The sequence below is a fragment of the Hyphomonas polymorpha PS728 genome, assembly GCF_000685315.1.
Lineage (GTDB): Bacteria > Pseudomonadota > Alphaproteobacteria > Caulobacterales > Hyphomonadaceae > Hyphomonas > Hyphomonas polymorpha.
On sequence record NZ_ARYM01000005.1, the window covers coordinates 169,086 to 195,706 of the forward strand.

The 26,621-nt window shown below is 61.4% G+C and carries 19 protein-coding genes, 1 tRNA gene and 1 pseudogene; 8 read left to right on the forward strand and 13 right to left on the reverse strand.

Going from position 1 to position 26,621, the window contains the following annotated elements:
* Window positions 1–356: 356 nt before the first annotated feature.
* The 3 genes from HPO_RS06115 to HPO_RS06130 all read right to left on the reverse strand — a co-directional run bounded on the left by HPO_RS06115 (window position 357) and on the right by HPO_RS06130 (window position 4,272).
* Window positions 357–2,078 carry an ABC transporter ATP-binding protein gene (locus HPO_RS06115; RefSeq protein ID WP_035595759.1) on the reverse strand — a complete coding sequence of 574 codons (1,722 nt, stop codon included), beginning with the start codon at window positions 2,076–2,078 and terminating at the stop codon, window positions 357–359.
* A gap of 674 nt (window positions 2,079–2,752) precedes the next feature.
* Window positions 2,753–4,045: a type II toxin-antitoxin system HipA family toxin gene (locus tag HPO_RS06125; RefSeq protein WP_051612358.1), complete on the reverse strand. Its 1,293-nt coding sequence runs from the start codon at window positions 4,043–4,045 to the stop codon at window positions 2,753–2,755.
* Window positions 4,042–4,272 (reverse strand): helix-turn-helix domain-containing protein, encoded by a 231-nt coding sequence (locus HPO_RS06130; RefSeq protein ID WP_035595763.1) that lies wholly within the window; start codon window positions 4,270–4,272, stop codon window positions 4,042–4,044. Before HPO_RS06130 ends, HPO_RS06125 begins: the two co-directional genes overlap by 4 nt.
* A 584-nt stretch (window positions 4,273–4,856) precedes the next feature.
* Between HPO_RS06130 and HPO_RS06135 the strand changes: the two genes are divergently transcribed.
* Complete coding sequence (locus tag HPO_RS06135) at window positions 4,857–5,960, forward strand: Fic family protein (RefSeq protein ID WP_035595765.1); 1,104 nt, start codon at window positions 4,857–4,859, stop codon at window positions 5,958–5,960.
* Between the two features lie 230 nt (window positions 5,961–6,190).
* Here HPO_RS06135 and HPO_RS06140 read toward each other — a convergent pair.
* Window positions 6,191–6,267, reverse strand: a tRNA-Asp gene (locus HPO_RS06140).
* Window positions 6,268–6,475: 208 nt separating this feature from the next.
* On the opposite strand from HPO_RS06140, the gene HPO_RS06145 reads away from it, so the two are divergent.
* Window positions 6,476–9,310: an AsmA family protein gene (locus HPO_RS06145; RefSeq protein ID WP_035595767.1), complete on the forward strand. Its 2,835-nt coding sequence runs from the start codon at window positions 6,476–6,478 to the stop codon at window positions 9,308–9,310.
* Between the two features lie 30 nt (window positions 9,311–9,340).
* Here the strand turns inward: HPO_RS06145 and HPO_RS19630 are convergent, their stop codons facing one another.
* From HPO_RS19630 to HPO_RS06160, 3 genes are all read right to left on the reverse strand, one after another.
* On the reverse strand, window positions 9,341–11,722 hold the full coding sequence (locus tag HPO_RS19630) for a putative bifunctional diguanylate cyclase/phosphodiesterase (protein WP_051612359.1): 2,382 nt from the start codon (window positions 11,720–11,722) through the stop codon (window positions 9,341–9,343).
* Between the two features lie 123 nt (window positions 11,723–11,845).
* The gene (locus HPO_RS06155; protein ID WP_035595768.1) at window positions 11,846–13,384 is read right to left on the reverse strand and encodes a cryptochrome/photolyase family protein; all 1,539 of its coding nucleotides are present in this window, start codon (window positions 13,382–13,384) and stop codon (window positions 11,846–11,848) included.
* An 18-nt stretch (window positions 13,385–13,402) separates the two neighbouring features.
* Window positions 13,403–14,101: a DUF6134 family protein gene (locus HPO_RS06160; RefSeq protein WP_051612360.1), complete on the reverse strand. Its 699-nt coding sequence runs from the start codon at window positions 14,099–14,101 to the stop codon at window positions 13,403–13,405.
* 310 nt (window positions 14,102–14,411) lie between these two features.
* Between HPO_RS06160 and HPO_RS06165 the strand changes: the two genes are divergently transcribed.
* From HPO_RS06165 to metC, 3 genes are read left to right on the forward strand one after another with little or no spacing between them, the layout of a single operon-like run.
* Complete coding sequence (locus HPO_RS06165; RefSeq protein ID WP_035595770.1) at window positions 14,412–15,419, forward strand: cysteine synthase A; 1,008 nt, start codon at window positions 14,412–14,414, stop codon at window positions 15,417–15,419.
* Entirely contained in the window at window positions 15,419–16,267 is an 849-nt protein-coding gene (locus HPO_RS06170) for a sulfurtransferase (protein WP_035595771.1), read from the forward strand. Before HPO_RS06165 ends, HPO_RS06170 begins: the two co-directional genes overlap by 1 nt.
* Window positions 16,264–17,433 carry a cystathionine beta-lyase gene (gene metC, locus HPO_RS06175; protein ID WP_035595773.1) on the forward strand — a complete coding sequence of 390 codons (1,170 nt, stop codon included), beginning with the start codon at window positions 16,264–16,266 and terminating at the stop codon, window positions 17,431–17,433. The genes HPO_RS06170 and metC overlap by 4 nt, the downstream gene beginning before the upstream one ends.
* Here metC and HPO_RS06180 read toward each other — a convergent pair.
* The 5 genes from HPO_RS06180 to HPO_RS06200 all read right to left on the reverse strand — a co-directional run bounded on the left by HPO_RS06180 (window position 17,430) and on the right by HPO_RS06200 (window position 20,820).
* A complete protein-coding gene (locus HPO_RS06180; RefSeq protein ID WP_051612361.1) occupies window positions 17,430–18,203 on the reverse strand; it encodes a C13 family peptidase in 774 nt (257 codons plus the stop codon). The genes metC and HPO_RS06180 overlap by 4 nt on opposite strands.
* 120 nt (window positions 18,204–18,323) lie before the next feature.
* The gene (locus tag HPO_RS06185; protein WP_157532707.1) at window positions 18,324–18,692 is read right to left on the reverse strand and encodes a hypothetical protein; all 369 of its coding nucleotides are present in this window, start codon (window positions 18,690–18,692) and stop codon (window positions 18,324–18,326) included.
* A gap of 69 nt (window positions 18,693–18,761) precedes the next feature.
* Window positions 18,762–19,787, reverse strand: coding sequence for an NADP-dependent oxidoreductase (locus tag HPO_RS06190; protein WP_035595777.1), 1,026 nt, complete (start codon window positions 19,785–19,787; stop codon window positions 18,762–18,764).
* A gap of 47 nt (window positions 19,788–19,834) precedes the next feature.
* Window positions 19,835–20,275, reverse strand: a complete 441-nt coding sequence (locus tag HPO_RS06195) for a hypothetical protein (RefSeq protein ID WP_051612362.1) — start codon at window positions 20,273–20,275, stop codon at window positions 19,835–19,837.
* A gap of 71 nt (window positions 20,276–20,346) precedes the next feature.
* Complete coding sequence (locus HPO_RS06200; RefSeq protein WP_035595780.1) at window positions 20,347–20,820, reverse strand: hypothetical protein; 474 nt, start codon at window positions 20,818–20,820, stop codon at window positions 20,347–20,349.
* Window positions 20,821–20,987: 167 nt separating this feature from the next.
* Here HPO_RS06200 and polA point away from each other — a divergent pair, with 167 nt between their 5' ends.
* The 3 genes from polA (at window position 20,988) to ilvD (ending at window position 26,231) form a co-directional block, all read left to right on the forward strand.
* A complete protein-coding gene (gene polA / locus HPO_RS06205; protein WP_035595782.1) occupies window positions 20,988–23,777 on the forward strand; it encodes a DNA polymerase I in 2,790 nt (929 codons plus the stop codon).
* A 24-nt stretch (window positions 23,778–23,801) separates the two neighbouring features.
* A complete protein-coding gene (locus tag HPO_RS06210) occupies window positions 23,802–24,257 on the forward strand; it encodes a DUF4304 domain-containing protein (protein ID WP_084324196.1) in 456 nt (151 codons plus the stop codon).
* Window positions 24,258–24,389: 132 nt separating this feature from the next.
* Window positions 24,390–26,231: a dihydroxy-acid dehydratase gene (ilvD, locus tag HPO_RS06215; RefSeq protein WP_035595783.1), complete on the forward strand. Its 1,842-nt coding sequence runs from the start codon at window positions 24,390–24,392 to the stop codon at window positions 26,229–26,231.
* Between the two features lie 114 nt (window positions 26,232–26,345).
* Here the strand turns inward: ilvD and HPO_RS20860 are convergent.
* Window positions 26,346–26,621 (reverse strand): annotated as a pseudogene (locus tag HPO_RS20860) (hypothetical protein); the annotation flags it as partial.

Below are 26,621 nucleotides of genomic sequence, written 5' to 3' on the forward strand. Positions count from 1 at the left end.
TGACCGGGGTCTTATCGCTGCGCCGACCCAGCCGACAATTATGCCTGTCAATTGGACGTTAGACAACTTGCGCCCGGAAAGATGCTGAAAGCCCAACTGGGCTATTCGCTGGCAACTCGCTCGCGAAGGCGCAGCTGTTCATAGAGCCGAATATTGGCTTCGTGGCGAAGCATTACGGCTACTGAGAAGTTTTGCGCCTCAATCAGTTCGCGTGCCCAACCTCAGATGCACCAGACGACAAGTTAGTAGGGATTGTCATACCTCGAAATGTCCAGCTGCATCTGAAAATGACCAATCTGCAGGCTTCCTTCCTGAAGCTGCAACGCGCCTCAGACCCTGTTCCAACCGCTGCATCCTTACTCCTCCTGTGCCTTCCACATCCCGGCATATAACCCGTTTTTTTCCATCAGGCTTACATGGGTGCCTGTCTCCGCCACCTGTCCACGATCAAGCACCACGATCAAATCCATACCTCTCACTGCCGTCAGCCGGTGCGAGGCAAGGATCAGGGTCGCCTCGCCGATCCCCCTGAACAATTCTGCCAGGATGGCAGATTCGGTCATTGGATCGAGGGCGGATGTCGGCTCATCCGCCAGGACCAACCGGCAGGGCCGCAGCAGGGCCCGCCCAATCGCCAACCTCTGCCGTTCGCCTCCAGAAAGTCCCGCTGCGGGCGCCCCCGCGACCAAGGTGCCAAGGCGCATCCGCTCCAGCATCTCCCTTGCCACGTCGTCTGGAACATCCGTATCCGGAAAACCGAGATTAAAGGCGAGACTTTCCTGGAACAATCCCGCCTGCTGGGGGATAAAGGCAACCTGCTTACGCAGGGACGACAGAGAAAGCTCTCCGACCGGCACTCCATCGATCCGCACTCCGCCGCCGGAGGGTGTCAGCAATCCTGGTACGAGCCGCAGCAGCGTCGACTTTCCGCTGCCCGACGCGCCAACGAGACCTACCCGCATCCCCGGCCGGATGTCGAGCGAGATGTCCTGCAGGACGGCGTCGCTCGTCCCCGGGCGATAGCTGACAGATACCAACGATACAGCCATGCCCCCGCTTGCGGGCAGGCAGACGCCGGGACCCGCCGTGCCTTCTTCGGGCAGCTCACGGAGAATATCTCCGAGACGTTCGATAAAGGCTGCGCCCTGCCCGATATCGCGGGCCGCATAACCGAGCATCTCGATGGGCCGGACGATTTGGATCATGTAGGCGCTGATGAGCAGGAAAGCGCCGGGCGTCATCTCACCGGTCCCGACCCGGTCTATGCCCATCCAGAGGACTGTGAGCATCCCCGCAGAGAAGATCAGGGTCACCAGTATTCCGTTGCGGAGCCGTACCGAATAGAAGTGCCGCCAGCTCTGTCGCGCCTCCTCGAGGGCGTGATCCATCCGGGCCAGGATCGTTCGCTCACCTGAAAGCGCCTTGACGGTCTCGATGTTGAGAAAGCTGTCTGCCAGACGGGCAGTCACCTCGATCCGCGCAGCCGACACCTCCCGGCTCGCCAGGAGCACCCGTGCCGCCCCGCCACCGAAAACCACAGCGTAGAGGAGCCCGCAAAGCATAAAGACCGCCAGGAAGTCAAGATCCAGTTGGGTGGCAATAATGACGCCAATCAGGGTGATTTCCAGGATGCCCGGTAGCAGTGTGAACACGCCGTGCTGCAGCAACAAACGGTAGCCTTGCAGGCCATTCTCGAGGATCTGCACCATCGCGCCGGGAGATCGCGCCTGTACAAAAGCCAGCGGCAGCAACAGTGTGTGACGGGCGACCGAAAGGCTGAACGTCCGCACAATATCCTGCTCTGCCCGGCCAAAGAAGAATGCGCGCCCCTCAGCAGCAATACGCACAAGCCCCTGAGTGCCGGCATAGAGGCAAACCAGCACCGCAGCGGACGTTGCCCCTTCCGGCAGGAGATCGACCAGGCGCGCCAGCAGCAGCGGCGCGGCAGCTGACAGGCCAGCGCCCACAATGATGCACAGAATTGCCAGAATCAGCGCCCCGAGGCTCCGCCGATCGAGCGAGCCAACGAGCGGCCTTAAAGGCAGCCTCACACCCTCGATCCGCCGCCGTCTCACCATGCAGGCACGTTATCTTAAATAGCAGAGAAATTCTACCTTAAGATTTTGTGTCTGCTGGCGCTCCCGGCAGCCGTTCAGATATTCGCTTCTCTGGCGGGGCCCTAAAGCCTGGCGTTGCGGTTCAGGCCGGCGGCCGGGCGATCCCCGGACCTGCAGATTGAGCCGCCCTTTGAGCGTCGCGCCAGAATCTAATCCAGCAATCAGAAGTTATTCCTTGTGCGGATTATAAAAAGCGGGTGAAGGTTTCTATTGGCCTGAAGTGAGCAAACGTGCGGTCAGCAAGTGCTTTCCTGATTGCTTATGCTCAAACCCCTTCGCTGCCTGCGAACGCCAGCGTCAGTCTTGTGAACAAGACATTTCCCCGTGTCAGCTTCCGGGCAACCTGCTCAATGAAATACTCAAATCGCCTCCGCCCCAAAGCATGCGCGATCTCGCGCTCCCCCTCCGGGATCGGGGGCGAGCGTCTCCAATAACAGGGCCACATCCCGTTCGATCTCACCCTGCCATCGGCTGCCTCGTCTTAGGAGAAACCTGTCAGGATCGCGGGAGCTCAGCGATCGTTCCTTGTATCCATTCTGCATATCAATTTCCACCCTTAATTGCCAAGGGCGCATTTTCCGGGCGCTCGCCCGAAGAATGCGTAAGGACGTCAGGCAGCTTGCCAGATCGCAGGTCTATCTGTCGTAGCGTGCTCCAGGACCTGGCAACTCATCAGCCGGATCAGGCCCATCCTCCTGTCGGAGGTTAAGGGCGACAGTACGGGCAAGCGCAGCTATCTGCGCTTCAAACTCAGCAAGAAGAACGCCATCTCCGGCAGGCATCGCAGCCACTTCGGCGCGCGCCAGAGGAAGCGCTTCCAGAATTTGCGCCGTTATCATTTCCACGCGGCGGAGTGTGGCTGTCTCGGAAATACCAGCGGCCTGCGCCATACGCCGCCAATGGCGGCCAAAGATGTACTGCCCCCGCCGCTGTCCACCGATATCCTGGGCCTGATTTTCAGTAATGCCCGCCCAGGCCAGTCCCGACATGAGGTCATAGAGGGGCGCAAGCGAAGGACCTTCCGGACGCAGCAGGATCGAATAATTCTTGGCATGTGCATCGACATTGCCAATGGCGGTGTTGAAGATCACGGCCTCTAGAAACCGGTTGGTATCGCGCGCTGTCATCTGCTCACGGATCAGCGTGAACATGTCGGCCAGTGTCACCCCCTGCCGGCCTGTTCCATTATGCTGGTACTTGGCCACAGGCGGGCGCCCCAGAGCCTGGCAGAAGTCTTCCTGGTGAAGTCGCCCGACATTTCGGCGAACGACACGGTCATAGCGGGTCACCAGCAGATAGCTGCGCGCCCCCGCCTGCCCTGTCGTGACCTCTGCTGTCGGCAAGCCGCAATGGCGGGCCAGAACCATGCAGAGCGCCTCGTTCTGAACGCTGCCCGGCAGGCGGGGATTGTCAGGTTTGAGAATATGGGTCGAAGCCGCCCCGTTGACCGGAATAAAGAAGCTTCCATCGACAAATCTCAGCGGCAGCTTGTCCTGCGCGCCGGCAAGGCTCATGGCGACCCCCTCATCCCCAACCAGAAAAGGCCGGGCGGGCAGTTCCTCTATGATCCGCTCAAGGGCTTCGCCATCCTCTATCGGAATGTAACCCGCGTCCGGTCCCACCTCCTGGAAGGACAGCGCACCAGCCAGATCCCGCCCGGACGCAGACACAAGCCCTGGAATATCTTCCGTCCCAAGACCAAGCGCGCGGGTCATCGCCCGCAGCGGTTCGCCCTCCGGCAGGAGATTCATGAGCCAGGGCGCGGCGATGTCAGGACCTGCGGTCTCATGGCTGAGCGGCATGGCAAGGGAGACCGGAAACGCGTCCGCTCGATCCTGCCATGCAGCAGCATACCGGAAGGAAGGCCCCTCTTCACCAGTCAGAAATTCGCCGACCCGAGCGCCATCTGCAAGAACGGATAATTTCATTTCCGGGGCGTCTCAGTGCTGTTCCCGGAGGCGTCTTCAAGGCGCACACCGACCGCCCGCGCGGCGGCGAGCGCCTTTCCCAGCTGGGTCGTTGGCTTGCCGGCTTCCAGGTCGACGATGAAGCGCTCTCCGGCATTGATGGCGAGCGCCAGTTCGCGCTGTGTTATGCCCAGCGCCTTGCGGGCCCGGGCGACCATCTGACCGAAATCTCTGGCATTGCTGATCATATCAAATCTTCCCGATCGGGAAGATACTAGGACCAAAGTCCTCAGACAACACTGAATCTTACCGATCGGGAAGATCACGCCGATTTCGCATGTAAATCCTATGAATTCTTACTGATCGGGAAGTTCTTGGGCACACACTTGGATTGTGATCCACGAGACGTCAGACAGCGCCTTTGTATCCCAGTTTGTATCGCAGTTCTGGGGGGGACAATGGAAATCGAACCGAAAGATCGGCCCAAGTCATCGATTTTATTGGAGTTCATTTCGTGAGAAATGGCGCGAGTGACGCGCTTCGGAGCACTCTATTAATTCTTTATATATCAACGCACTAGACTTTGCTGGTTGGCAAATTGTATCCCCACTAGGTATCCAGTTTGTATCCCACTCATTTGTGCGATACTGCAAAAACGGCCCAAGCAAACCTTTGCGCACACCAGAGTCGGTTCTTCCTATCTTCCGATCAAATTTTTGGGACCACTGAGGTTCATGCGAGGACGGCCTATAGGCGCCATGATCGATAAAATACCCTTTTATTAATCACTTTTTCCGCATAATGTGATCGAAATAACAGGATTTTTTCGATCATGGCTTGGAACTGGGAACTTCGCGACTGGCCGGATTTCATCCGGGACCGGCAGAAACTCGCCACTCGCGAGGCTCGTTTTCTGGAGCAGGCCGGCGTCCTGATCGGCACGTCGCGTCATATTTCTGATGAAGACAGGATCGAGCTCAGCATATCGGTCATGAGCCTGGAAGCGATCGATACATCTCAGATTGAAGGGGAAACACTGGACCGGGCAAGTGTGCAGTCCTCTATCCAACGCGCCCTCGGTCTGAAGGCCGCCCGGACATCGGCGCGCCCCGCCGAAAGCGGGATCGCGGACATGTTGGTCGACCTTCTGCAGACATCAGGTGATCCGCTTTCGGACGCGATGCTTCATCGCTGGCACAGGAAAATGTTGAGCGGTCGCACCGACCTAAAAAGCCTCGGCGGCTACCGAGAGCATGAGGAACCGATGCAGATCATATCGGGCGCTTCCTATGCCCCGAAAGTCCACTATGAAGCGCCGCCTTCACGTGACGTTCCCAGCCATATGGCGGCGTTCATTGCCTGGTTTAACCAGACCGCGCCAACCGGCGAGGCACCACTGCTTCCAATCGAGCGGGCCGGACTTGCGCATCTCTGGTTTGAGTGCATCCATCCGTATGAAGATGGTAATGGCCGCATCGGCCGCGCCATCTCGGAAAAGGCGCTTGCTCAAGGTCGGCAGCGGCCGGTCTTCACCTCACTGGCTGGCGCCCTGCTGCGCCACCGCAAGGACTACTACTGTGAACTGGAGTTCGCGAGCGCAACCCTGAATGCAGACAGGTGGCTCAACTGGTTTGCGGATATTGCGCTCGAGGCACAGGGCAGGAGCCTGAGGCAGGTAGAATTCATGCTGTCCAAGACCCGCCTCTTCGACCGGCTCGCAGGGCAGCTGAATCCACGGCAGGAGAAAGCGTTGCTGCGTATGTTCGCCGAAGGCATTGACGGCTTCAAGGGCGGGCTAAGCGCGAAGAATTACATGACGATCACAGGCGCCCCGACAGCAACCGCAACCCGCGACCTTGCCGACATGGTCGCCAAAGGCGCGCTCGTCCGCGAGGGGGAACTTAAATCCACCCGGTACTTCCTGAAGCTGGACTGAAACGCTTGCGCAAAGAACCTGCAACACCCGGGTCTCGAAAAACGGAGAACATGCGAACCTTTAATAGCGAATGCCCGTTGTTAAAGGCTCGCGCTCAGCGACTTCGTTACCGCTGTGTCTCCGGAGGGACCCGCGTGCTGGGGGGATCTTAAAAATGAGAGAGCGGGATGGTTCGGGCCATTTGAAAGCAAGGCGAGTAAGGATATACCGCCTTGTAATCATTGAATAAATGGCGCGAGTGACGGGGCTCGAACCCGCGACCTCCGGCGTGACAGGCCGGCACTCTAACCGACTGAGCTACACCCGCGCATTTTTCTGGCGCCCCTTTCCGGAAGCGAAGCGCCTCTCTAATCAAGCATGGCGGATGGGTCAAGCACACTTCTTCACGCAATTCACAAGCATGTGTTGGGCCCCTGCGCAGGTGCCTTTCCCCCCTTTTATGCCCGCTTTGCCATTCACACGACACATTCCGAACCCATGTGATACAGAATTACGCAAAAGTCGGGATTCGCCCCATGAATATCAAACGCATCGGCCTGATTGCTGGCGGCGTTATCGCCCTGCTCCTGATCGCCCTCGTGACGGTGCCCTTCCTTGTGCCCAAGGAGGTTTACCGGGCCCAGATCGAACGCGCGGCCACACAGGCGCTGCAACGCCAGATCTCCCTGACCGGTGATGTAAAAATTTCGATATTTCCGTCGATTGCCGCCAGCGTGGGCGGGGTAACGGTGGCCAATCCGCCTGGATTTGATGGCCCCTACATGGTCGAAGCCGGTGAACTTCGCGGCTCGGTGCGGTTGATGCCGCTACTCTCCCGCCGGGTTGAGGTAAAGGAACTGGCCTTTGTAGACGCGAAGGTGTCCCTGCAGAAACTTGCAGATGGACAGACCAACTGGGTCTTCACCCCGGCTGAACAGCCCCAGCCCGCCCCAACGCGGCCGCCGGCAGAGCAGAAGGGATTCAATGGCGGGGTAGAACAGGCCCGACTGCAGAATGCGTCACTGACTTACCGGGACGCGGGCACCGGCGAATATTATGAGCTGCGCGACCTTGATCTGCTGGCCTCGATGGCGTCGACGGACGAGCCCTTCCGGCTGAAAGCGAAGGGGTTCTTTCAGGCCCATCCCTTCGAGATCAATTCGACGATTGATACCATCGACGCCCTGACCAAGGAAAGGCCGGCAGATATCAAGGCCGACCTGGAGACGCCGTTCGGCAAGGTCCATTACACAGGATCGGTCAAGCTTGGGACAATACCGGACATCGAGGGACAATTCCGGGCGTCTTCGGACGCGCTTCCGGCCCTTGCCGCGCTCACCGGGGCAGAGGTTCCCTTCGACCTTTCCAAGCTGGGCAAAATCAATCTGGAAGGCCGCCTGAAAGGCCCTGCCGACGCCCTGGTAGTCGATATCGACAAACTCACCCAGACATCAAACCTCGCCAAGACGAGCTTCTCCGGACAGCTCAATCTCTCCGAAGCGCTGACCATCTCCGGTGAGTTGAGCCTCGACGCGCCAAGCCTGGCGGAGCTTGCCCGGTTTGCTGCTGTGGAGATGCCTCTCAACCTCGCCCCGCTGGGCGGGGCCGATATCAAGGGCAATGTCAGCGGGTCCCTGCTGCAGCCTGATCTCAGCTTCGAGAAGCTGGGCATCAAGGGCGCCCTCATCAACGCCAACTATACCGGCACCATTCAGCTGGGCGAAGTGCCGTCGCTGAATGGCAGGCTGGACCTTCGCTCTTCCAATGCGGGAGAGCTGGCGCGCCAGTTGGAGTTTGATCTTCCGGCCTCGACCGCGCTTGGCAAAGTGGAGCTGTCCTCTGCGATCAGCGGGCCCGTGGACGAGCTTGTCCTGACCGGGCTGGAACTCACCCAGCAGAGCGACATCCTGACCGCTTCCTATAAGGGGGATGTGGGCCTGGGCGGCGATGGCAGCCTGAAGGGCCAGCTTTCGGCGGAAAGCGAGCGCTTGCGAGACCTGCTGGCAGCCGCCGAGGTGGAGATGGTGCCAGGCTCTACCCTTCGCAGCTTCAGCGCCAAGGGACTGGCCAGCGGAACATTTACGAAAATTGCGCTGACGGGCCTCGACCTCAAACTTGATGACATTACTGCCAATGGCACCGCGGGCATCGACCTCACGGGCGAACGCCCCCGCCTGACCGGCAATCTCGACATGGGCGCGCTTGACCTGTCCCCCTTCCTCGCGCCCGCCGACCAGAAGCCGCAGCGACAACAGCCGCTGGAAGCCTGGAGCAAGGACAAGCTTGACCTTGCCGGATTGCAGGCCGCCGATGCGGATCTGAACATCAAGACAAGCAAGCTGACCCTGGGAAGTGTCGTTCTGACTGATGCGGCGCTGGCCGCCAATCTGAACGCCGGCAAGCTGACAACCGATCTTTCCCAGTTCAAGGCCTTTGGCGGAAACTGGAAAGGTCAGATGGTGGTAGATGCGGGCGGCCAGATCCCGGCGGTGAACCTTGCAATGGAAGGCAACAGCGTCGCCATTTCCAGCCTGCTGGGAACCCTGGCAGGGTTTGACAAACTAACCGGCACAGGCGCGTTCAAGGTCAATGCTTCTGCACGCGGCACCTCGATCGACGAGATCATGCGCGGGCTGAACGGAGAGCTCTCGACAAATCTGAATGAAGGCGCGCTCAAGGGTCTGAACGTCACCCAGATCGTGCGCAGCGCACAGTCGCTGCAACAGGCGTTCACTACCGGCAGCTTGAACAATCTGGACTTCCGCGGCGTTCTTTCGCCAGCCGCCGAAACCGAGTTCACCACATTTAACACAGTGCTCAGTGTGCAGAATGGCGTCGCCACTGTGGATGTCCTTAAACTGCTGAGCCCGGTGCTCGGCATCGACGGCAGCGGCAAGATCGACATTGGCGGGCAGTCCTTGGACGTGCGCCTGGCAACGGCCATCGACAAAAGCGGTCAAGGCCAGGGGGCGGTAGTGCAACTCAACGGCATTCCGGTGCCCGTGCGCCTGTCAGGCAGCTGGGACGCGCTGAAGGTAACGCCGGACTTCTCAGGCGTTCAATCGGCCCTGCAGGCAGAATTGACCGGGCGCCTGCAACAGGAAGTGAACGACCGGGCGGGCGACGTTGCCGGATCGATCATCGGCAATATCATTGGCGGAAAGCAGCCTGCCGGAACGCCGCAGACGACACCCCCTGCTGGCCAGGCAGATGACGAAACACCTGCGGCCCAGGCCCCTGCTCCTACCGTTGAACAACAGCTGGAAGACGCAGCGGAGAAAGCGGCGCGTGACGCGATCGGTAACCTCTTCGGCCGCCGCGCCGCGCCCAAACCCGCAGAAGACCCCAAGCAGGACGAGAACGGAGAATAAGGCGTGCTGGCTGAGCCCCCAAAAGGGCGCTCAGCTGGCCCGGCTTTGCACGGCCGCTTCCAGCGCGTGCGGCGGTGACGTGACCTCGACCGCCTGTCGCAGCGGCACGATATGAGCGAGCTGCTCCAGCGGGTGGGCACGGCTGAAGAAGAAGCCCTGCAATTCCTCACAACCGAGTTCGCGCAGATATTCCGCCTGAAGCGTGGTCTCCACCCCTTCTGCGGTACACTGCATACCCAGCGACCGCGCAAGGCTTACCATGGACTGGGTGATCGCCTGGCTGTCGGAGCGGGTTTCGATGTCCCTGACGAATGTGCGGTCAATCTTGATCCGGTCAAACGGGAACGACCGCAGATAGCTCAGGGACGAGAACCCGGTCCCGAAATCGTCCAGCGCGATGCGTACACCCAGCGAGCGAAGCTGGTGCAGGCGGCGCAGCGTGAACTCGGTATTGCTCATCAGGGCCGTCTCGGTGATCTCGAGTTCCAGCCGGCTGGGGTCCAGCTTGCTGGCGGCAATTGCGCTGACAATTGTGGTGGTGAGCGAGGCGGAGTGAACCTGCAGGGGTGAGATGTTTACGCAGATGCGGACATGCTCCGGCAGGCGGGCGGCCTCAGTCAGCGCAGCCCGGATCACCCATTCTCCCATACGGGTTATCAGGCCGTTTTCTTCTGCATGCTCGATGAACTCGCCGGGATAGACCAGCCCGCGTTCAGGATGCTCCCAACGGAGAAGCGTTTCACAGGCAACCGTTTCGTGCGTCTGCGCGTCAACGATGGGCTGGAAGTGGATCCGCAGCTCGTTGCGCTCCATGGCGCGCTGCAACTCTTCCTGAATATCCAGCCTGGCCTGAGCCCGTTGCTCGAGTTCGTCCTCGAACATGCACCACTTGGCCTTGCCCAGATGCTTGGCCTGATAGAGCGCAAGGTCTGCCTGGCGAAACATGGCCCGGCTGTCGCGGATCGACGGATCAAACAACCGTACACCAATCGAGGCGGAGGAATTAGCGGTTGATCCCCAGACATCATAAAGCGCGCTCATTTCGGAGGCGAACTGGTCAAGGAAGCTGCGGAGCGCGTCAATGCTTGGCCGCTCTACGACCATTGCAAATTCATCGCCGCCAAGCCGCGCAACGAGGTCTCCGGGCTCCGACAGCGCGCGGATACGCGAGGCAACCTGGCGCAGCAGCTCGTCTCCTGCCGGGTGGCCGAGCGTGTCGTTTACCCATTTGAAGCTGTCGAGGTCCATCATCATCAGTGCCCGGCAGGCCGGCGCGACAGGTGGGCGGCGCAGCAGGTTTTCCAGCTGATCCTGCATCGTGATGCGATTGGGCAGACCGGTAAGGCCATCGAAATGCGCCATGTGCGCAATGCGGTCTTCGATCTTCTTGGATTGAGTCACGTCTGCCGCAACGCCGCGATAGCCAATGAATTGTCCGTGTTCGACGACAGGCTTGCCGGTCACCGACCACCAACGCAGGTCTCCGTCCGCACCTTTGATCGGAACGACCCTATCGCGGAACGGCTGGCGGGCATTGACTGCCTTTTCCAGCGCCCTGCGGGCGTCACCCGAATGAAAGACTTCCGTAAACACCGCGCCGCGGCGCAACATGTCACTCTTGCTCCAGGCCGCATCGCCTGCCTCGCTGACAATCGGAATTTCCTGCAGCACACCATTCGCATCCGTCTGCCAGAGCGTATCGGACGTGCTTTCCTCAAAATCGCGCAGGAGAAGGCCAATCAGCTGTGACTGGTCCTGAATGGCTGCCCGGCCGAGGAACTGTTCCACGAACTGCCGGTGGGTCCATGCCACGGCGACCAGCAGAACGATCAGATAATACACCATCAAAATGGAAAGGATGGCATATTTCGGCCCGGTCTGAAGCATCAGCGCCGTCGCCAGGCCGAGGCCCGTGGGAACGATATAGTAGATCGCTGCAACGGGGATGCGGGACAGCAGGAAACCGCCCGCGAACATCATGCCGGCCGTGATGATGCCCATCACCATCTGGCCCTGAACATCAGCCGTTCCAAGCACAACGATGGGCGCCAGCCCCCAGAGCACCCCGTTGCAAATGGCAACACGGGTGAAGTCAGCGATGGCGCGGCGGTTGCTGCGCTGTTGCGGATCGATCCGGAGGAAATGGCGATATTTGAACCAGGCGCCGATGTTAATGATCAGTCCACAGACAGACCACGCCGCCAGGAAGTGGATCTGGCCATAGTTCAGGAAAATGCCAAGAATGGCGATGATGTTCAGAACATTCGACAGGATGATCACATTGGTGATCCGGCTCATCGAATTCATCTGCTGAGCACGCAACGCGGGCACGTGCTTTTCCGGCACCTCCACACCCTGCAAAAGTTTCCTCAGCGACCAAAGCGTCGCCGAGCCATCCTGGCCATGTGGCATTACCCCATCTCCCGCACGCTTTAAGTGTCCCGCCTTCTACTGAACATTGTTACCGCAAGCGGGTTAGCCACTGCCGACCGGGATCGATGAAATTTGATCTATCTCCCTGTGGAAATGCGATTGTTACGGGGAATTCAGGCCGATCTCACGAAGGAAACCAGCCGCTTCGGAGCGTATCTCAGCGCGTTCCGAAACGCTCATCCTGTTTAAGGATTTACAGATCACGGCCATCCGTGGGTTGTTTTTGAAGCGCGCTTCATGGCGGTCGACAAAATCCCAATAGAGAAAATTAAAAGGGCACGCTTTTTCGCCGGTCCGGCGCTTCACATCGTAGGAGCACCCTTCGCAATAGTCCGACATCTTCGAAATATAGTTGCCGCTGGCCGCATAGGGCTTGGACGCCATAAGGCCGCCATCGGCGTGCAGCGCCATGCCATGCGTGTTGGGCAGTTCCACCCATTCATAGGCGTCTGCATAGACCAGCAGATACCATTCATTAACCTGCGCCGGCGACAGCCCGGCAAGCAGGGCGAAATTGCCGGTAATCATCAGCCGCTGGATATGATGGGCATAGGCATAGCGCCTGGTCTGGCCGATGGCCTCGGCCATGCAGCGCATGGGGGTCTTTCCGGTCCAATAGAATTCCGGCAGCGGATGATGCGCGTCCAGAGCGTTCATCTCCGCATAGCCAGGCATCTTGAGCCAGTAGATGCCGCGCACATATTCCCGCCAGCCGATAATCTGCCGGATGAAACCCTCAACAGCGTTGAGCGGCGCCCTGCCCGCTTTCCATTCCGCTTCTGCGCGGCGGCAGACATCCAGCGGGTCCAGCAGGCCGCAATTGATGTAGACCGAAAGCAGCGAGTGCCACATCCACGGCTCGCCGCGCGCCATGGCGTCCTGCCAGTCGCCAAAACCCGGCAGGATTTCGGCGATGAAATGGTCCCGCGCCGCCTCGGCTCCCGCGCGCGTCGTCGCAAACACCCAGGGCTCGAGATCGCCGAAATGGTCCGGAACGCGCTCGGCAACCAGCGCCATGACCTCGCGCGTCAGCGCATCGGCCTCGGGCAAGAAACGCGGGGGCGTCACCATGGATTTGGGAAGGCGCTTGCGGTTTTCGGCGTCGTAATTCCACTGGCCGCCTTCAGGTTGGTCTCCCTCCATCAGCAGACCCGTCTTGCGGCGAACCTCGCGGTAGAAATACTCCATCCGCAACTGTTTGCGCCCCTTTGCCCAGGCTTCAAACTCCGTCAGCGGCATGATGAAGCGGGTGTCGTCCCGCAGCTCCACAGGCACAGGCAACAGCGTGCCCCATTGCTCCATATCCTGCAGCAGACGCCACTCTCCGGGCTTTGTGATCACCAGCCTGTCGAGACCTTGCACCTCTTCCAGCGCGCGGGCGGCTTCAGCCCTGAGCGAGCCCTGATTGTCAGGATCATCCAGGCGGATGTACCGCACCGTGTATCCCGAGGCCGTCAATTCCTTCGCAAAATGGCGCATTGCCGCGAAAAGGAAGGCAATCTTCTTCTTGTGATGGCGCACATAGGTCGCCTCCTCCCTCACTTCCGCGATGAGGATAACGTCACATGATTTGTCGGCATCCCTCAGGGACGAGAGGTCCGGCGACAGCTGGTCGCCGAGCACGAGCCTTAATGTCCCCACCCCCAGGCTCCCGGCGCATCAATACATCTGGTTGAGGACGTACTCGATCTGCTGGCCGCGCGCCTCGAAGGCGAGCTTCACCCACCGGCCCTGATCATCATACCAGAGATCAACGTCCAGATCGGACTCCAGAAGGTAGCGATTGGCCTCGATCTCGCGCCCGGCGGCGGTAATCGTTTCGCGGCCTTTCGGCGTGACCTTGATGTCGTAGATTTCGCCATCTTCGGTCGAGAGCAGGTTCCGCGTCTGTGTCTGGGCAAAATTCCAGTGGCTGGCCGGGATCACATTGGTGGGCACCTCGCCGGAAAACAGCGTGCCTTGCACGGCCAATGCGTTGCCATTCCGGACAGCTTCCATCGAAGCCCTCTTGCCATCGTCATTGACCTCGCCGGCCACCTCGACGAGTTGGCCTTCCCGCCAGACTTCGCTGGCGGTGTGATCATAACGGAACACCGTAATCGGGCCGAGGCCGGCCTTCAGGTTGATCTTCGTCTTTGCCACAAGGGCGCCATCGGGGCCCTCATCGAAGGTAACGAGGTGGGACCCGAACGGGCTGCCCTTGCGCAGAACATCGAAGCGGATCACGTCACCCGGCGCGGGTTGCCAAGCCTGCGTGATGCCTGCGGGCTGCGGAACGGGGGCGTTATCCGCCGTCGCCGCGCCGCTGAACGGAAAAATCAGGACAGATGCGGACAAAACCAGTCGCTTGACGAGCATGTGAGTTATCCTTTCGCTTGTTTGACCTCTGTACGGCCAGCCAGGCGAAATAGATCAATCTGAGCTGTCTGACCGGAAATGCAGGGGCGGCCAACCTGCGGCCGCGTTCAGGGAATTAACCCCGCTGCGGCGAGATGGTTCCACGCCCGCTTAAGGGACATGTGAGTTGACGGCGGGTACCACCAGCCCCTTTTCACCCGCAAACCGGGCATACGCCGCGGCAGTTTCGCAGCCCTTGCGGATTGAACGCGCTGACGGCGGCGCGTAGCCTGCATTCAAGCAACCCAGTGTCAGAATCGAGTAACGCCCCATGACCATCCACAGGTCTGTCATCGACCTCATAGGCAACACGCCGCTGCTCCGGCTCAACCGTGTATCGGATGAGACGGGCTGTGAAATTCTCGGCAAGTGCGAATTCCTCAATCCCGGCCAATCCGTGAAGGATCGCCCTGCCCTGGGCATCGTCCGGGAAGCGGAAGCTTCCGGCGCGCTGAAGCCTGGCGGGACGATCGTGGAAGGCACCGCCGGCAATACCGGCATCGGGCTTGCGCTGGTGGGCAAGGCGCTCGGTTACCGGGTGGTGATCGTGATGCCGCGCACACAGAGCCAGGAGAAGAAGGACGCCATCCGCCTGCTCGGCGCCGAGCTGATCGAGGTGGACGCGGTGCCCTATGCCAACCCGAACAATTATGTGCGCTATTCCGGGCGCCTTGCCGAGGAGCTGGCCGCGAGCGAACCGAACGGCGCGATCTGGGCCAACCAGTTCGACAACCAGGCCAACCGCCGCGCCCATTACAACACCACAGCGCGGGAAATCTGGGATCAGACGCAGGGTCAGGTGAACGGCTTCATCTGCGCAGTCGGTTCCGGCGGGACGCTGGGCGGCATTGCCCTTGGCCTGAAGGAGCGCAATCCGAAGATCACCATCGGCCTGGCCGATCCCGGCGGCGCAGCGCTCTTTTCCTATTACACCACCGGCGAACTGAAAGCCGAGGGCACCTCCATCACCGAGGGCATCGGCCAGGGGCGCATCACGGCAAACCTCGAGGGCATCCCAGTCGACAAGGCCTGGCGCATCCATGACGATGAGGCGCTACGCTATCTGTTCGATCTGGTGGAATATGAAGGGCTGTGCCTTGGCGGCTCAAGCGGCGTCAACGTAGCCGGGGCGGCCCGCCTGGCAAGGGAGCTGGGGCCGGGGCACACCATCGTCACGATCCTGTGTGACTACGGCAACCGTTACCAGACCAAGCTCTACAATCCGGAATTCCTGCGCTCCAAGGGCCTGCCGGTTCCGCCATGGATGGAGACGAAATGATGAGCGAGCAAGGCGACCCGCTGGTCAGCGCAGACTGGCTGATGACCAACATAACGGCGCCGGATGTGCGCATCGTGGACGCAACCTGGTTTGCCTCCTGGACCAATCCGGTGGAAACCGGGCGCGAGGCCTGGAAGCGCGGACATATTCCGAAGGCGGTCTATTTCGACATTGACGAGATCGCCGACACCGCCTCCCCCTACCCGCATATGATGCCCGATGCCGTGAAGTTTTCCTCGCGGGCGCGCAAGCTGGGCCTCGGCGATGGCAGCCGCATTGTGGTGTACGATCAGAACCGGTTCTTTGCCTCCGCCCGCGCCTGGTGGATGCTGCGCGTGATGGGGCACAAGGATGTGTATGTGCTCGATGGCGGGCTGCACGCCTGGGTGTCCGAAGGCGGCGCGCTGGACGACCTGCCCACCCCGCCGGGCGAGCGCCACTTCACCCCGCGCGTACGCAGCGACCTGATCATGGATGCGCGGGATATGGAGCAGCTCGTCGGCTCTGCCCGCGTCAAGATCATCGATGCCCGCCCGGATGGACGCTTCTTCGGGCGAGATCCCGAGCCGCGCGCCGAGCTGCCCTCGGGCCATATCCCCGGCAGCATCAATGTGCCGGGCAGCCTGCTCGTCTCCGAAGATGGCCGCATGAAATCGGCCGAAGAGTTGCGCCGCCTGATGCCCGATCCGGGCGCGCCGACCGTGGCCACCTGTGGCTCCGGCGTAACGGCGGCGATCACGGCGCTGGCACTCGCCCGCCTCGGAAACTGGGATGTGGCTGTCTACGATGGTTCGTGGACGGAATGGGCGTCTGATCCCTCCCGGCCGATCGTGCGGGGCGCGCCATGAGCGCAAACGATGACGCAGCCCCCGAAACACGCCTGATCCATACGCGCGCCGAGCGCCTTGGCCGCGTGACGGTGAACCCGCCAGTCGAGCGGGCGTCGACCGTTCTTTTCCGCACCGAGGCAGCGCTCTATGGGCCCAAGCCGACCTATGGCCGGATGGGGCTGACGGTTCACCGTGAACTGGAAGCGGCCCTGTGCATTCTTGAGGGCGCCAGGCATACGCGGCTGGCCTCGAATGGCCTGCAGGCCTGCGCGCTGGGGATTGCCAGCGTGGTGGAAGCCGGTGGGCATCTTCTGTTCACCGACAGCGCCTATGGGCCGACGGCGCGCTTCTGCGAAAAGCGCCTGAAAACGATGGGCGTGGAGGCGGAGCGCTTTAATCCGCGCATCGGCGCGGGCATTGAACGCCTGTTCCGGGAGAACACGCAGGCGATCCTGCTGGAATCCCCCGGCTCCCTGACCTTCGAGATTTCCGATCTGCCGGCCATTGCCGAGGTGGCGAAGAAGCGCGGCATACGGATCGTCTGCGACAATACCTGGGGCGCGGGCCTGCACTATCAGCCGCTGGCTCTGGGCGCCGATATTTCCGTGCAGGCGCTGACCAAATATGTGGTGGGCCATTCGGATGCGTTTGGCGGCGCGGTGATGACGAATGAGCTCAGCCTTGCCAACAAGGTGGCCAATTGTTCGGAAGACTGGGGCATCGGCCTTGCTCCGGATGATGCCTATCTGGCCATTCGCGGCATTCGCAGCCTGAAGACGCGCCTGAAAGCCCATGAGGCTGCCGGGCTGGAACTGGCCAGATGGCTGGAGACACGGCCGGAAGTGGCCAGCGTCATCCATCCGGCCCTGCCCTCCCACCCCGATCACGCCCTGTGGAAACGGGATTTCACGGGCGCCAATGGCCTCTTCGCATTCGTGCTGAAGGACTATCCGGCAGAGGCGAAGAAGCGTTTCTTCGAGGCCCTCAGCCTGTTCGGCATGGGCTTTTCATGGGGCGGTTTCGAGAGCCTGATCATTCCATGCGATGACCAGCTGACACGCAGCGGCACATGCTGGACGAGGCAGAAGCCCGGCGAGTTGATGCGGGTGCATGTGGGGCTGGAAGCGGTGAGCGATCTCAAGGCAGATCTTGAGGCGGGTTTTGCGGCGCTGAACGCGGCCTAGGGCGCGGACCGTTCAAAATCCAGGAAGACGAGCAGGTCTTCCACATCGGCGCCCAGATCGGACTGCGGCTCGGACGGAGGCCAGAGGCGCTGCTGGCGCTCCTCCATCGCAACACAGCGGCGCGTCATGTTTGAAAGGTGGACGAAATCGTCCGCGCCCGGCAGGGAATCCAGAACGCACTGGTCAAACACCGGATAGATCATCCCCGCGCCGCAGCCGAAGGAGGAGCGGTCCGGCCGGGCCGCTGTCATCACCAGCCGGTTTGGCGCGGCCAGTTCCGGCACGAAGACGCCGGAGAAGCAGGCCGAGACGACCACCACCGTCGGGCGCTGCCCGCACCACTGGCTGATCAGGCCGTTGAGTTTCCTGGGGCTGATCAGCCCTTCCGTGCCCAGCACCATGCCTTCGGGAACACCATGCGAGGTGAAATAGAAGAGGCAGCCCGCTGGCGCCTTGGCTGCCAGCTCTCCGAAGGCAGAAAACACCTCCTCCGAACGCAGCGAAAAGCCGCCCAGCTCTCTTGGGCGCAGCGACATGTGGCTGATGTTATCCGGGTTGAACCCCACATCGGCAAAGCCGCGGGCAAGATCGCGCCGCGCATTCTCGAAAGCATCGATGGGGGCGCCTTCACTGTCGCGCCAGTCAGCCGCCAGGATACCGACGGCCCAGTCCTTGAGCGGAGCATCTTCGACGCCGGGTTTGGCAAAAGCAGGCCCCGCCCAGCACGCAGCCAGGAACAGAGCCACAGCAAACAGACGGCGCAACTTCAACCGCGTTTCTCCCCACGGTGAGTGTGTTCTCCGGCCATATGAGCAGCGCACAGGGCGAAGCGCAAGCGCGCAGGCAGCCGCCTTTGTTTCCTTCCGCTCCTGCGCCCGGAATTGCGGCGGCTATTTGGGATAGGTGTCGAGCGATGGCTCGCGATGCCAGCAGTCGCAGCTGGCATTGTACTGGAAGGCTTCGCCATAATCGTTGATGCGGGTGGCGGGGGTGACATAGTAGCCGGGCACATAATCCCAGGCCGGATCTGCGTAGCGGTCGGCAAAGCCATCGCCAGTGTCGTCGCACACGGCATACCCCTGAGCATTGTAATCGCATCCATAGCGAGGGGTCTGGGTCAGCGTGACGGCCATTTCGTCAGCCGCAATATTGAGGCCCATGGCAACCGCCTCCCAGTCAGAATGGCTGCAGCCAGCAACGCCGATCAGCGCTGCGGCTGCCATCCATCCCCGTGTCCCCAGTCCCGCATGCCGTCCCATTTCCCACTCCCAGACTTCATGAATGACATTCTGGTAATGGGGCGCATGAACGCAAGCTGAACCTGAGCCTCAAACCGGCTCCGGACTGACCTGAACTACGAGTTTTCCGAGATTTTTGCCTTCAAACAGGCGCGAGAGGCTTGCCGGCGCCTTCTCGAAGCCCTCGACGATATCGGTCTCGAATTTGAGCTTCCCCTCCATCAGCCACTGCGCCATCTGCTGCATGCCTTCCGGGAAGCGGGGGAAATAGTCGATGACGATAAAGCCCTTCACCAGCGTCCGCCGCATCAGCAGGTTGGCAAAGTTGTAGGGGCCGGGCACCGGCGTTGTGGCGTTGTAGGTGGAGATCAGCCCGCAGAGCGGCATTCGCGAGAAGTCGTTCAGGCGCGCGATCACCTCATCCATGATCTTGCCGCCGACATTCTCGAAGTTGATGTCGATGCCCTTCGGGCAATGCTTGTCCAGCGCGGCGCCGACATCTTCATTCTTGTAGTCGATGGCGGCGTCAAAACCGGCGACTTCTGTGAGCCAGCGGCACTTCTCGGCCCCGCCCGCGATGCCGACGACGCGGCAGCCCTGGATCTTGGCGATCTGACCGACCATCGAGCCGACGGCGCCGGCGGCAGCGGACACAACCACCGTCTCGCCCGCCTTGGGCTTGCCGATGTCCATCAGGCCGAAATAGGCCGTCATCCCCGTGGCGCCGAGGGGCCCCATGAAGGCCGTCAGCGGCACGTCCGGCAGCTTGGGCAGCTTGGTGAGCGCGGCGCCAGGCAGCGTGTTGTAGATCGCCCAGCCAGCCAGGCCGGTGTTGACGATGTCGCCGGGCGCGAGGCCCTCAAACCGGCTTTCGGTGATCACGCTGAGCCCGCCGCCGCGCATCGGGTCGCCGATCTGCACGGGCGGAAGATAAGCGTCCATATCGCTCATCCAGATACGGTTGGTCGGATCGAGCGAAAGATAGATCGTCTTGGCGCGCACCTGTCCTTCTTCGAGCGGGGCGAGCGGCGTTTCGACCAGCTCCAGATCCCCCTCTTTCAGATCGCCCACAGGACGATTGCGCAGCACCCATGTCTGGTTCTTTTCGTTGACCATGTTGTTCCTCCCTGAACTTCTCGCCGGGAGGCTAGAGCGAATTGCGTTCAGCGCAAGACGCCGCGCTTCATCTGCCACCAGGCATATCCGAGCTGGACCAGCGCGATCGCGATGATGACATAGGGGAAGAACTCTGCGCCCTCCATCTTCGGCGCGTCGGTGGCCATGATGCCGATGGCGAGGCTGATGACGGCGCCGAGCAGCGAAAGGGCAAAGAGCCTCACCGCCCAGACGCTGCGCAGCAGCAAGGCGGCCGCGCCGAAAAAGCCGCCAAATACACCGAGCGCCCAGACCGCCCAGACCCACCAGGGCATGGCAAACCAGTAGTCCAGCATCTCCTGCGGATAGGGCTTCAGATAGGCTTCGTTGCGCGTGGCCGTCATCACGAAATCGAAACAGCCAAAGGCGTTCCAGAAGAGCGCGAGAATGCCCACGAGCCAGATATGCCAACCTGCTTTCGGTGCGATTACGGATGTATCTTCGGTCATATGCGCGCCCTCCCTGACGTAGGGGAAGTGTACGACGATTTCGGGGGAGCGCAATCTGGGCGGCCGGAGGCCTACTTCAGCACGCCGAACTTCGCCCAGGTCTGCGCGTAATAGAGCAGCAGGACAGAGACCACGATCGTGAACATGGAGACGGCGTGGATGGTGCCATCATCGGGCGCGCCATTGGCGAAGGTAAAGCCGATGCCCAGAATGGTCGCCGTGGCGCCGAGGGCGAGGATCCGGACGGCGGTGAGCCGCTTGCGGATAAGGTAGACCGCGCCGGCAAGGGTAGCGAAAACTGCCACCGCGCGCAGGATGATCACTGCCGGCGGAAGCTCGTAGATGAACTCTCGTGTCAGCTCCGGCATCTGGTTCATATAGGGCGCAAAGCGGGTGATCATCGCCAGAAGGTCGAAGACGCCCAGGAGGCTCCACAACACGGCGATGGCCCCTATAACGGGGAGATGCCACGGCGCCTTCGGCACATGCTTCTGCACAGCCGGAATAAGGGCCGTCGCTTCTTCGAAGTCCAGATCACGGTCCATGTTGCATAATTAGCACACCCCGACTGCCACGGAAAAGACAAAATTGGCCCCGGCGCATTACTTAGACGAAAGGTGGCGAATCGACAGGCAATGCGCCTGATTTCCGGGCCAGCGGGTGACGTGGCCGATCATGCGGGCTAAACCGGGAACAAATAAAGGAATCGCTCATGGCCACGGCGCCCATCACCCAGGACAGCCACCTCTACCTCATCGATGCGAGCGCCTATGTGTTCCGCGCGTTTCATGCCCTGCCCCCGCTGACGCGCTCCTCCGATGGCCTGCCCGTCGGCGCCGTCGCGGGTTTCTGCAACATGCTGTTCAAGCTGCTGGAGGAGCTGAAAGGCGGCCAGCGTCCCACCCATTTTGCTTGCATCTTCGATGCCTCCGAAGTCACCTTCCGGAACGAGATCTATCCCGAATACAAGGCCAACCGCTCCGACCCGCCGGAGGAGCTCGTGCCGCAATTCCCGCTGGTCCGCCGCGCCGCGGTCGCCTTCGCCGCCCATGCCATCGAACAGGGCGGGTTCGAGGCAGACGACCTGATCGCTACCTATGCCAGACAGGCCGAAGCCAAGGGCGCCCGCGTCACCATCGTCTCGTCGGACAAGGACCTGATGCAGCTTGTTTCCGACAAGGTGCTGATGATGGACCCGATGAAGAACAAGCTGCTGGGCCGCGAGGATGTGATCGAGAAGTTCGGCGTTGGCCCCGAAGGCGTGGTGGACGTGCAGTCCCTCGCCGGCGACAGCGTGGACAACGTGCCCGGCGCTCCTGGCATCGGCATCAAGACCGCCGCCCAGCTGATCAATGAGTTCGGCGACCTTGAAACCCTGCTGGCGCGCGCCGAAGAGATCAAACAGCCCAAGCGCCGGGAAACGCTCATCGGCTTTGCAGACCAGATCCGCATTTCCAAACGGCTGGTGCAGCTGGAAGAAAATGTGCCGGTGAAGGTGCCGCTGGAAGACCTCGCCGTTCAGGACCCCGACCCCAAAGAGCTGATCGGCTTCCTGGAGGAGATGGAGTTCCGCACCATCACCCGCCGCGTGCGCGAGCAGATGGAGATGGAAGGCGCCCTCGAAGCGCCCACACCCGAAGGCCAGCCCTTTGACCTGTCCGCCTATACCTGCATCCGTGATCTGAAGACCCTGGAAGACTGGGTATCTCGCGCGATGACGCAGGGCCACGTCGCCGTTGATACGGAGACGGACAGTCTGGACTCGGTCTCCGGCGGCCTCGTCGGCGTGTCACTGGCGCTCAGCCCCGGCGAGGCGTGCTACATTCCGCTGGCGCATGTGGACCCCGAAGCCAAAGGCGATGGCGACATGTTTGGCGCCGACCCGCCGCGCCAGATCCGCATGGCCGACGCGCTGAAAGCTCTGAAGCCGATGCTGGAAGACCCGGCCACGCTGAAGATCGGCCAGAACATCAAATATGATCTCTGCGTGTTCGCGCAGCATGGCATTCGCGTGGCGCCCATCGACGACACGATGCTGATCTCCTTCGCGCTGAATGCCGGCATTCACGGGCATGGGATGGACGAGCTGTCCGAGCGCTATCTCGGCCATACGCCGATCACCTTCAAGGATGTGGCCGGCAGCGGCAAAAGCCAGAAAACCTTTGCGCAGGTCGCCCTCGACAAGGCCACGGAATATGCCGCCGAAGACGCCGATGTGACCCTGCGCCTCTGGCTGGCGCTGAAACCGCGTCTGCGTACGGAGCATATGACGGCGGTATACGAGACGCTGGAGCGTCCGCTGGTACCGGTGCTGGCGGAGATGGAGCGGGCGGGCATCAAGGTGGACCGGCAGATGCTGTCGCGCCTGTCGGCAGACTTCAACCAGCGCATGGCAGGCCTGGAAGCGCAGGCGCATGAGCAGGCCGGCCGCAGCTTCAATATCGGCTCTCCCAAACAGCTCGGCGAAATCCTGTTCGACGAGATGAACCTGCCGGGCGGCAAGAAGACCAAGACCGGCGCCTGGGTCACCGATGGCGATGTGCTCGAAGGGCTCGCCGCAGAGGGCCATGCCCTGCCCCGCACGATTGTGGACTGGCGGATGCTGTCGAAGCTGCGCTCGACCTATACCGAAGCCCTGCAGGCGGCGATTAACAAGAAGACCGGCCGCGTGCATACCAGCTTCATGATGGCCGGCGCGCAGACCGGCCGGCTTTCCTCAACCGACCCCAACCTTCAGAACATCCCTGTGCGGACCGAAGAAGGCCGCAAGATCCGGGAGGCGTTCATCGCCGAAGACGGCAATGTGCTGGTCTCGGCGGACTATTCGCAGATCGAGCTGCGCATCCTCGCGCATATGGCGGACATTCCGGCGCTGAAGGATGCGTTCCGGCAGGGGCTGGACATTCACGCGATGACAGCGAGCGAGATGTTCGGCGTGCCGATCGAAGGCATGGACCCGATGGTGCGCCGGCAGGCCAAGGCGATCAACTTCGGCATCATCTATGGCATCTCGGGCTTCGGCCTTGGCCGCCAGCTCGGCATTCCTGCGGGCGAGGCGAACCAGTATATCAAGACCTATTTCGAGCGCTTCCCCGGCATCCGTCAGTATATGGACGAAACCAAGGAGTTCGCCCGCGAGACCGGCTTTGTGCGCACCGCCTTCGGCCGTAAGATCAACCTGCCGGACATGAAAGCCAAGGGCCCGGCCCGGTCCTTCGCCGAACGGCAGGCCATCAACGCGCCGATCCAGGGCTCCGCCGCCGACATCATCAAGCGCGCGATGATCCGGATGCCCGAAGCGCTGGGCGAGGCCGGCCTTAAAGCAAAGATGCTGCTGCAGGTGCATGACGAGCTTGTGTTCGAATGCCCGGAGAAGGAGGCCGGGAAGCTGATCGCCCTGGTGCAGAAGACGATGGCGGCCGCTGATGGCCCCGCCCTCAAGCTTTCCGTGCCGCTGGTGGTGGAGGCCAAGGCGGCCAGCAACTGGGCGGCGGCGCACTAATTTCAGAGCTGACGAGCGCTTTAAATGGCAAAGACCTCACCAAGAATTGAGATGGACAAAGCATTAAAGCAGCTCGTCGTCCCGTTGCTCCGCACCTTGGGATTTCAAGGAAGCTATCCTCACTTTCGGAGAATGCAGAACGAGCAAATCGATCTGCTGTCTTTCAGCTTTTCCCGCTTTGGCGGGGAGTTCTCCGCGGAACTCGCGATCTGTCCTGTTGATGGCTTCAGATACCATAGTGGCAAACTCGTGCCGCCCGAGAAGGTTACCGCGTTCAATATTCTTTCCGAGCGGACAAGTCTTCGCAACCCCGCGCACAGCTCCGAGAACTTTGTATTCGGGAAGCCCTCATTTGAACCGAACTACGATGTGGCCCTTCCTCGACAATACTATGAGCACATTGCCACTCAGTTGAAGGAACAAATGAGCGCCCAGCTATCAGAGCCTTTCCGGATACGCTCTCGCGCTTCCGGTGTGTAACCGCAGGCAATCCGCCATCTGGCCCATTCCAATCTTTCCCGCAGATGCTAAAGAGCGGGTGAATTCACCGCTTTCCGGCTTCAATTTCGCCCCGGAGGGCAAAATTTTGCGTATGTATCGAGACCTGAGCCAATGATCCCCTACCGTTCACGCACCTCCACCCACGGCCGCAACATGGCCGGTGCCCGCGGCCTCTGGCGCGCAACGGGCATGACGGACAGCGATTTCGGCAAGCCGATCATTGCGGTGGTAAACTCGTTCACCCAGTTCGTGCCGGGGCATGTGCACCTGAAGGATCTGGGCCAGCTGGTGGCCGGGGAGATCGTCGCGGCGGGCGGCGTGGCCAAGGAGTTCAACACCATCGCCGTCGATGACGGCATCGCCATGGGCCATGACGGGATGCTCTATTCCCTGCCCTCGCGCGAGGTGATCGCCGACAGCGTGGAATACATGGTCAACGCCCATTGCGCCGATGCGATGGTCTGCATCTCCAATTGCGACAAGATCACGCCCGGCATGATGATGGCCGCGCTGCGCCTGGATATTCCGGTCGTGTTCGTTTCCGGCGGGCCGATGGAGGCCGGCAAGGTGAACATCGACGGCGAGCTGCGCGCGGTGGACCTGATCGACGCGATGATCGAGGCGGCCAATCCGGAACGCTCCGACGCCGAAGTTGACGAGTTCGAAAAGAACGCCTGCCCCACCTGTGGCTCCTGCTCGGGCATGTTCACGGCGAACTCGATGAACTGCCTCGCCGAAGCGCTCGGCCTTGCTTTGCCGGGCAATGGCTCGACGCTGGCGACGCATGCCGACCGCGAGATGCTGTTCCGCCGCGCCGGACGCCGCATCGTCGAGCTGACGAAGATGTATTACGAGCAAGGCGACACCGGCGTCTCCGCGCGCGGCATCGCCACCAAGGCGGCCTTCGAGAATGCCATCACGCTCGACATTGCGATGGGCGGATCGACCAACACCATCCTCCACCTGCTGGCCATGGCCCGCGAGGGCGAGGTGGACTTCACCCTCGACGATATCGACCGGCTCAGCCGCGTGACGCCCTGCCTCTGCAAGGTCGCCCCGGCGGTGCATAATGTGCATATGGAAGACGTTCACCGTGCCGGGGGCATCTTTGGCATCCTGGGCGAACTGGCGCGTGCCGGAAAGCTCGACACGTCCGTGCGCACGATCCACTCGCCCACGATGGCCGAAGCGCTGAACAAATGGGACATTGCCGTCACCAATGATCCTGAAGTGCAGGAGCTGTTCCTGGCCGCGCCGGGCGGCGTGCGCACGACGCAGGCGTTCAGCCAGTCGCGCCGCTATAAAGCTCTGGATACGGATCGTGAAAAAGGCGTCATCCGCTCGGCGGAACATGCCTTCTCCAAGGATGGCGGGCTCGCCGTTCTGTTCGGCAATATTGCCGAGCAGGGCTGCGTGGTGAAAACGGCCGGCGTGGATGACAGTATCCTGAAATTCTCCGGCCCGGCCATCGTGTGCGAAAGCCAGGAAGAAGCCTGCAAGCGCATTCTCGGCAAGCAGGTGAAAGCCGGCGATGTTGTCATCGTGCGCTATGAAGGCCCGCGCGGCGGCCCCGGCATGCAGGAAATGCTGTATCCGACCTCGTATCTGAAATCGATGCGGCTGGGCAAAGCCTGCGCTCTGATCACGGACGGGCGTTTCTCCGGCGGCACATCCGGCCTCTCCATCGGCCATGTCAGCCCGGAAGCAGCCGAAGGTGGCGCCATCGGCCTGATCGAGGAAGGCGACCTCATCGAGATCGACATCCCCAACCGCACGATCCATGCGAAGGTTTCCGCCGAAGAGTTTGCGCGCCGCCGCGCCGCCATGGAGGCCAAGGGCGCCCAGGCCTGGAAGCCGGTGGAAGACCGCCCCCGCAAGGTGAGCCGTGCGCTGAAGGTCTATGCGGCGCATGTGGGTAACGCGGCTCAGGGGGCCGTGCGGCTTGATCCCTGACATCTGCTGAAAGCGGCGGCCGGACGGGCGCTTTGGTTTCAGGCAGCACGAAGGGCCGGACGCAGCGGGGGGCTGGCCGGGGGATTTGGGCTGAGTTCGAAGTTGCGGGAATAGCTAGGACGTGTCGGGGCGTGCGGCGCGGGCGCAGGCCCCCTTCATTCCTTCTCGGGGCGTTTGCAGTGCAAACGCTTTTCCCTCGAAGCCCCTGCAAATGCGGGGGAAGAAAAGGGTGTGCGGCTCATCAGCGTTGAAGATCGCCGGAACGGCGCTTGACCAGCAGGGATCGCTCCACGGCTTTCGTGTGGCCTCAACTGGTCTGTAGGCGGAGGGGCTGGGCGCGGCGTCGCCGAGATATTCGATGCGTACCCCGCCCCACCACATCACGCGCAG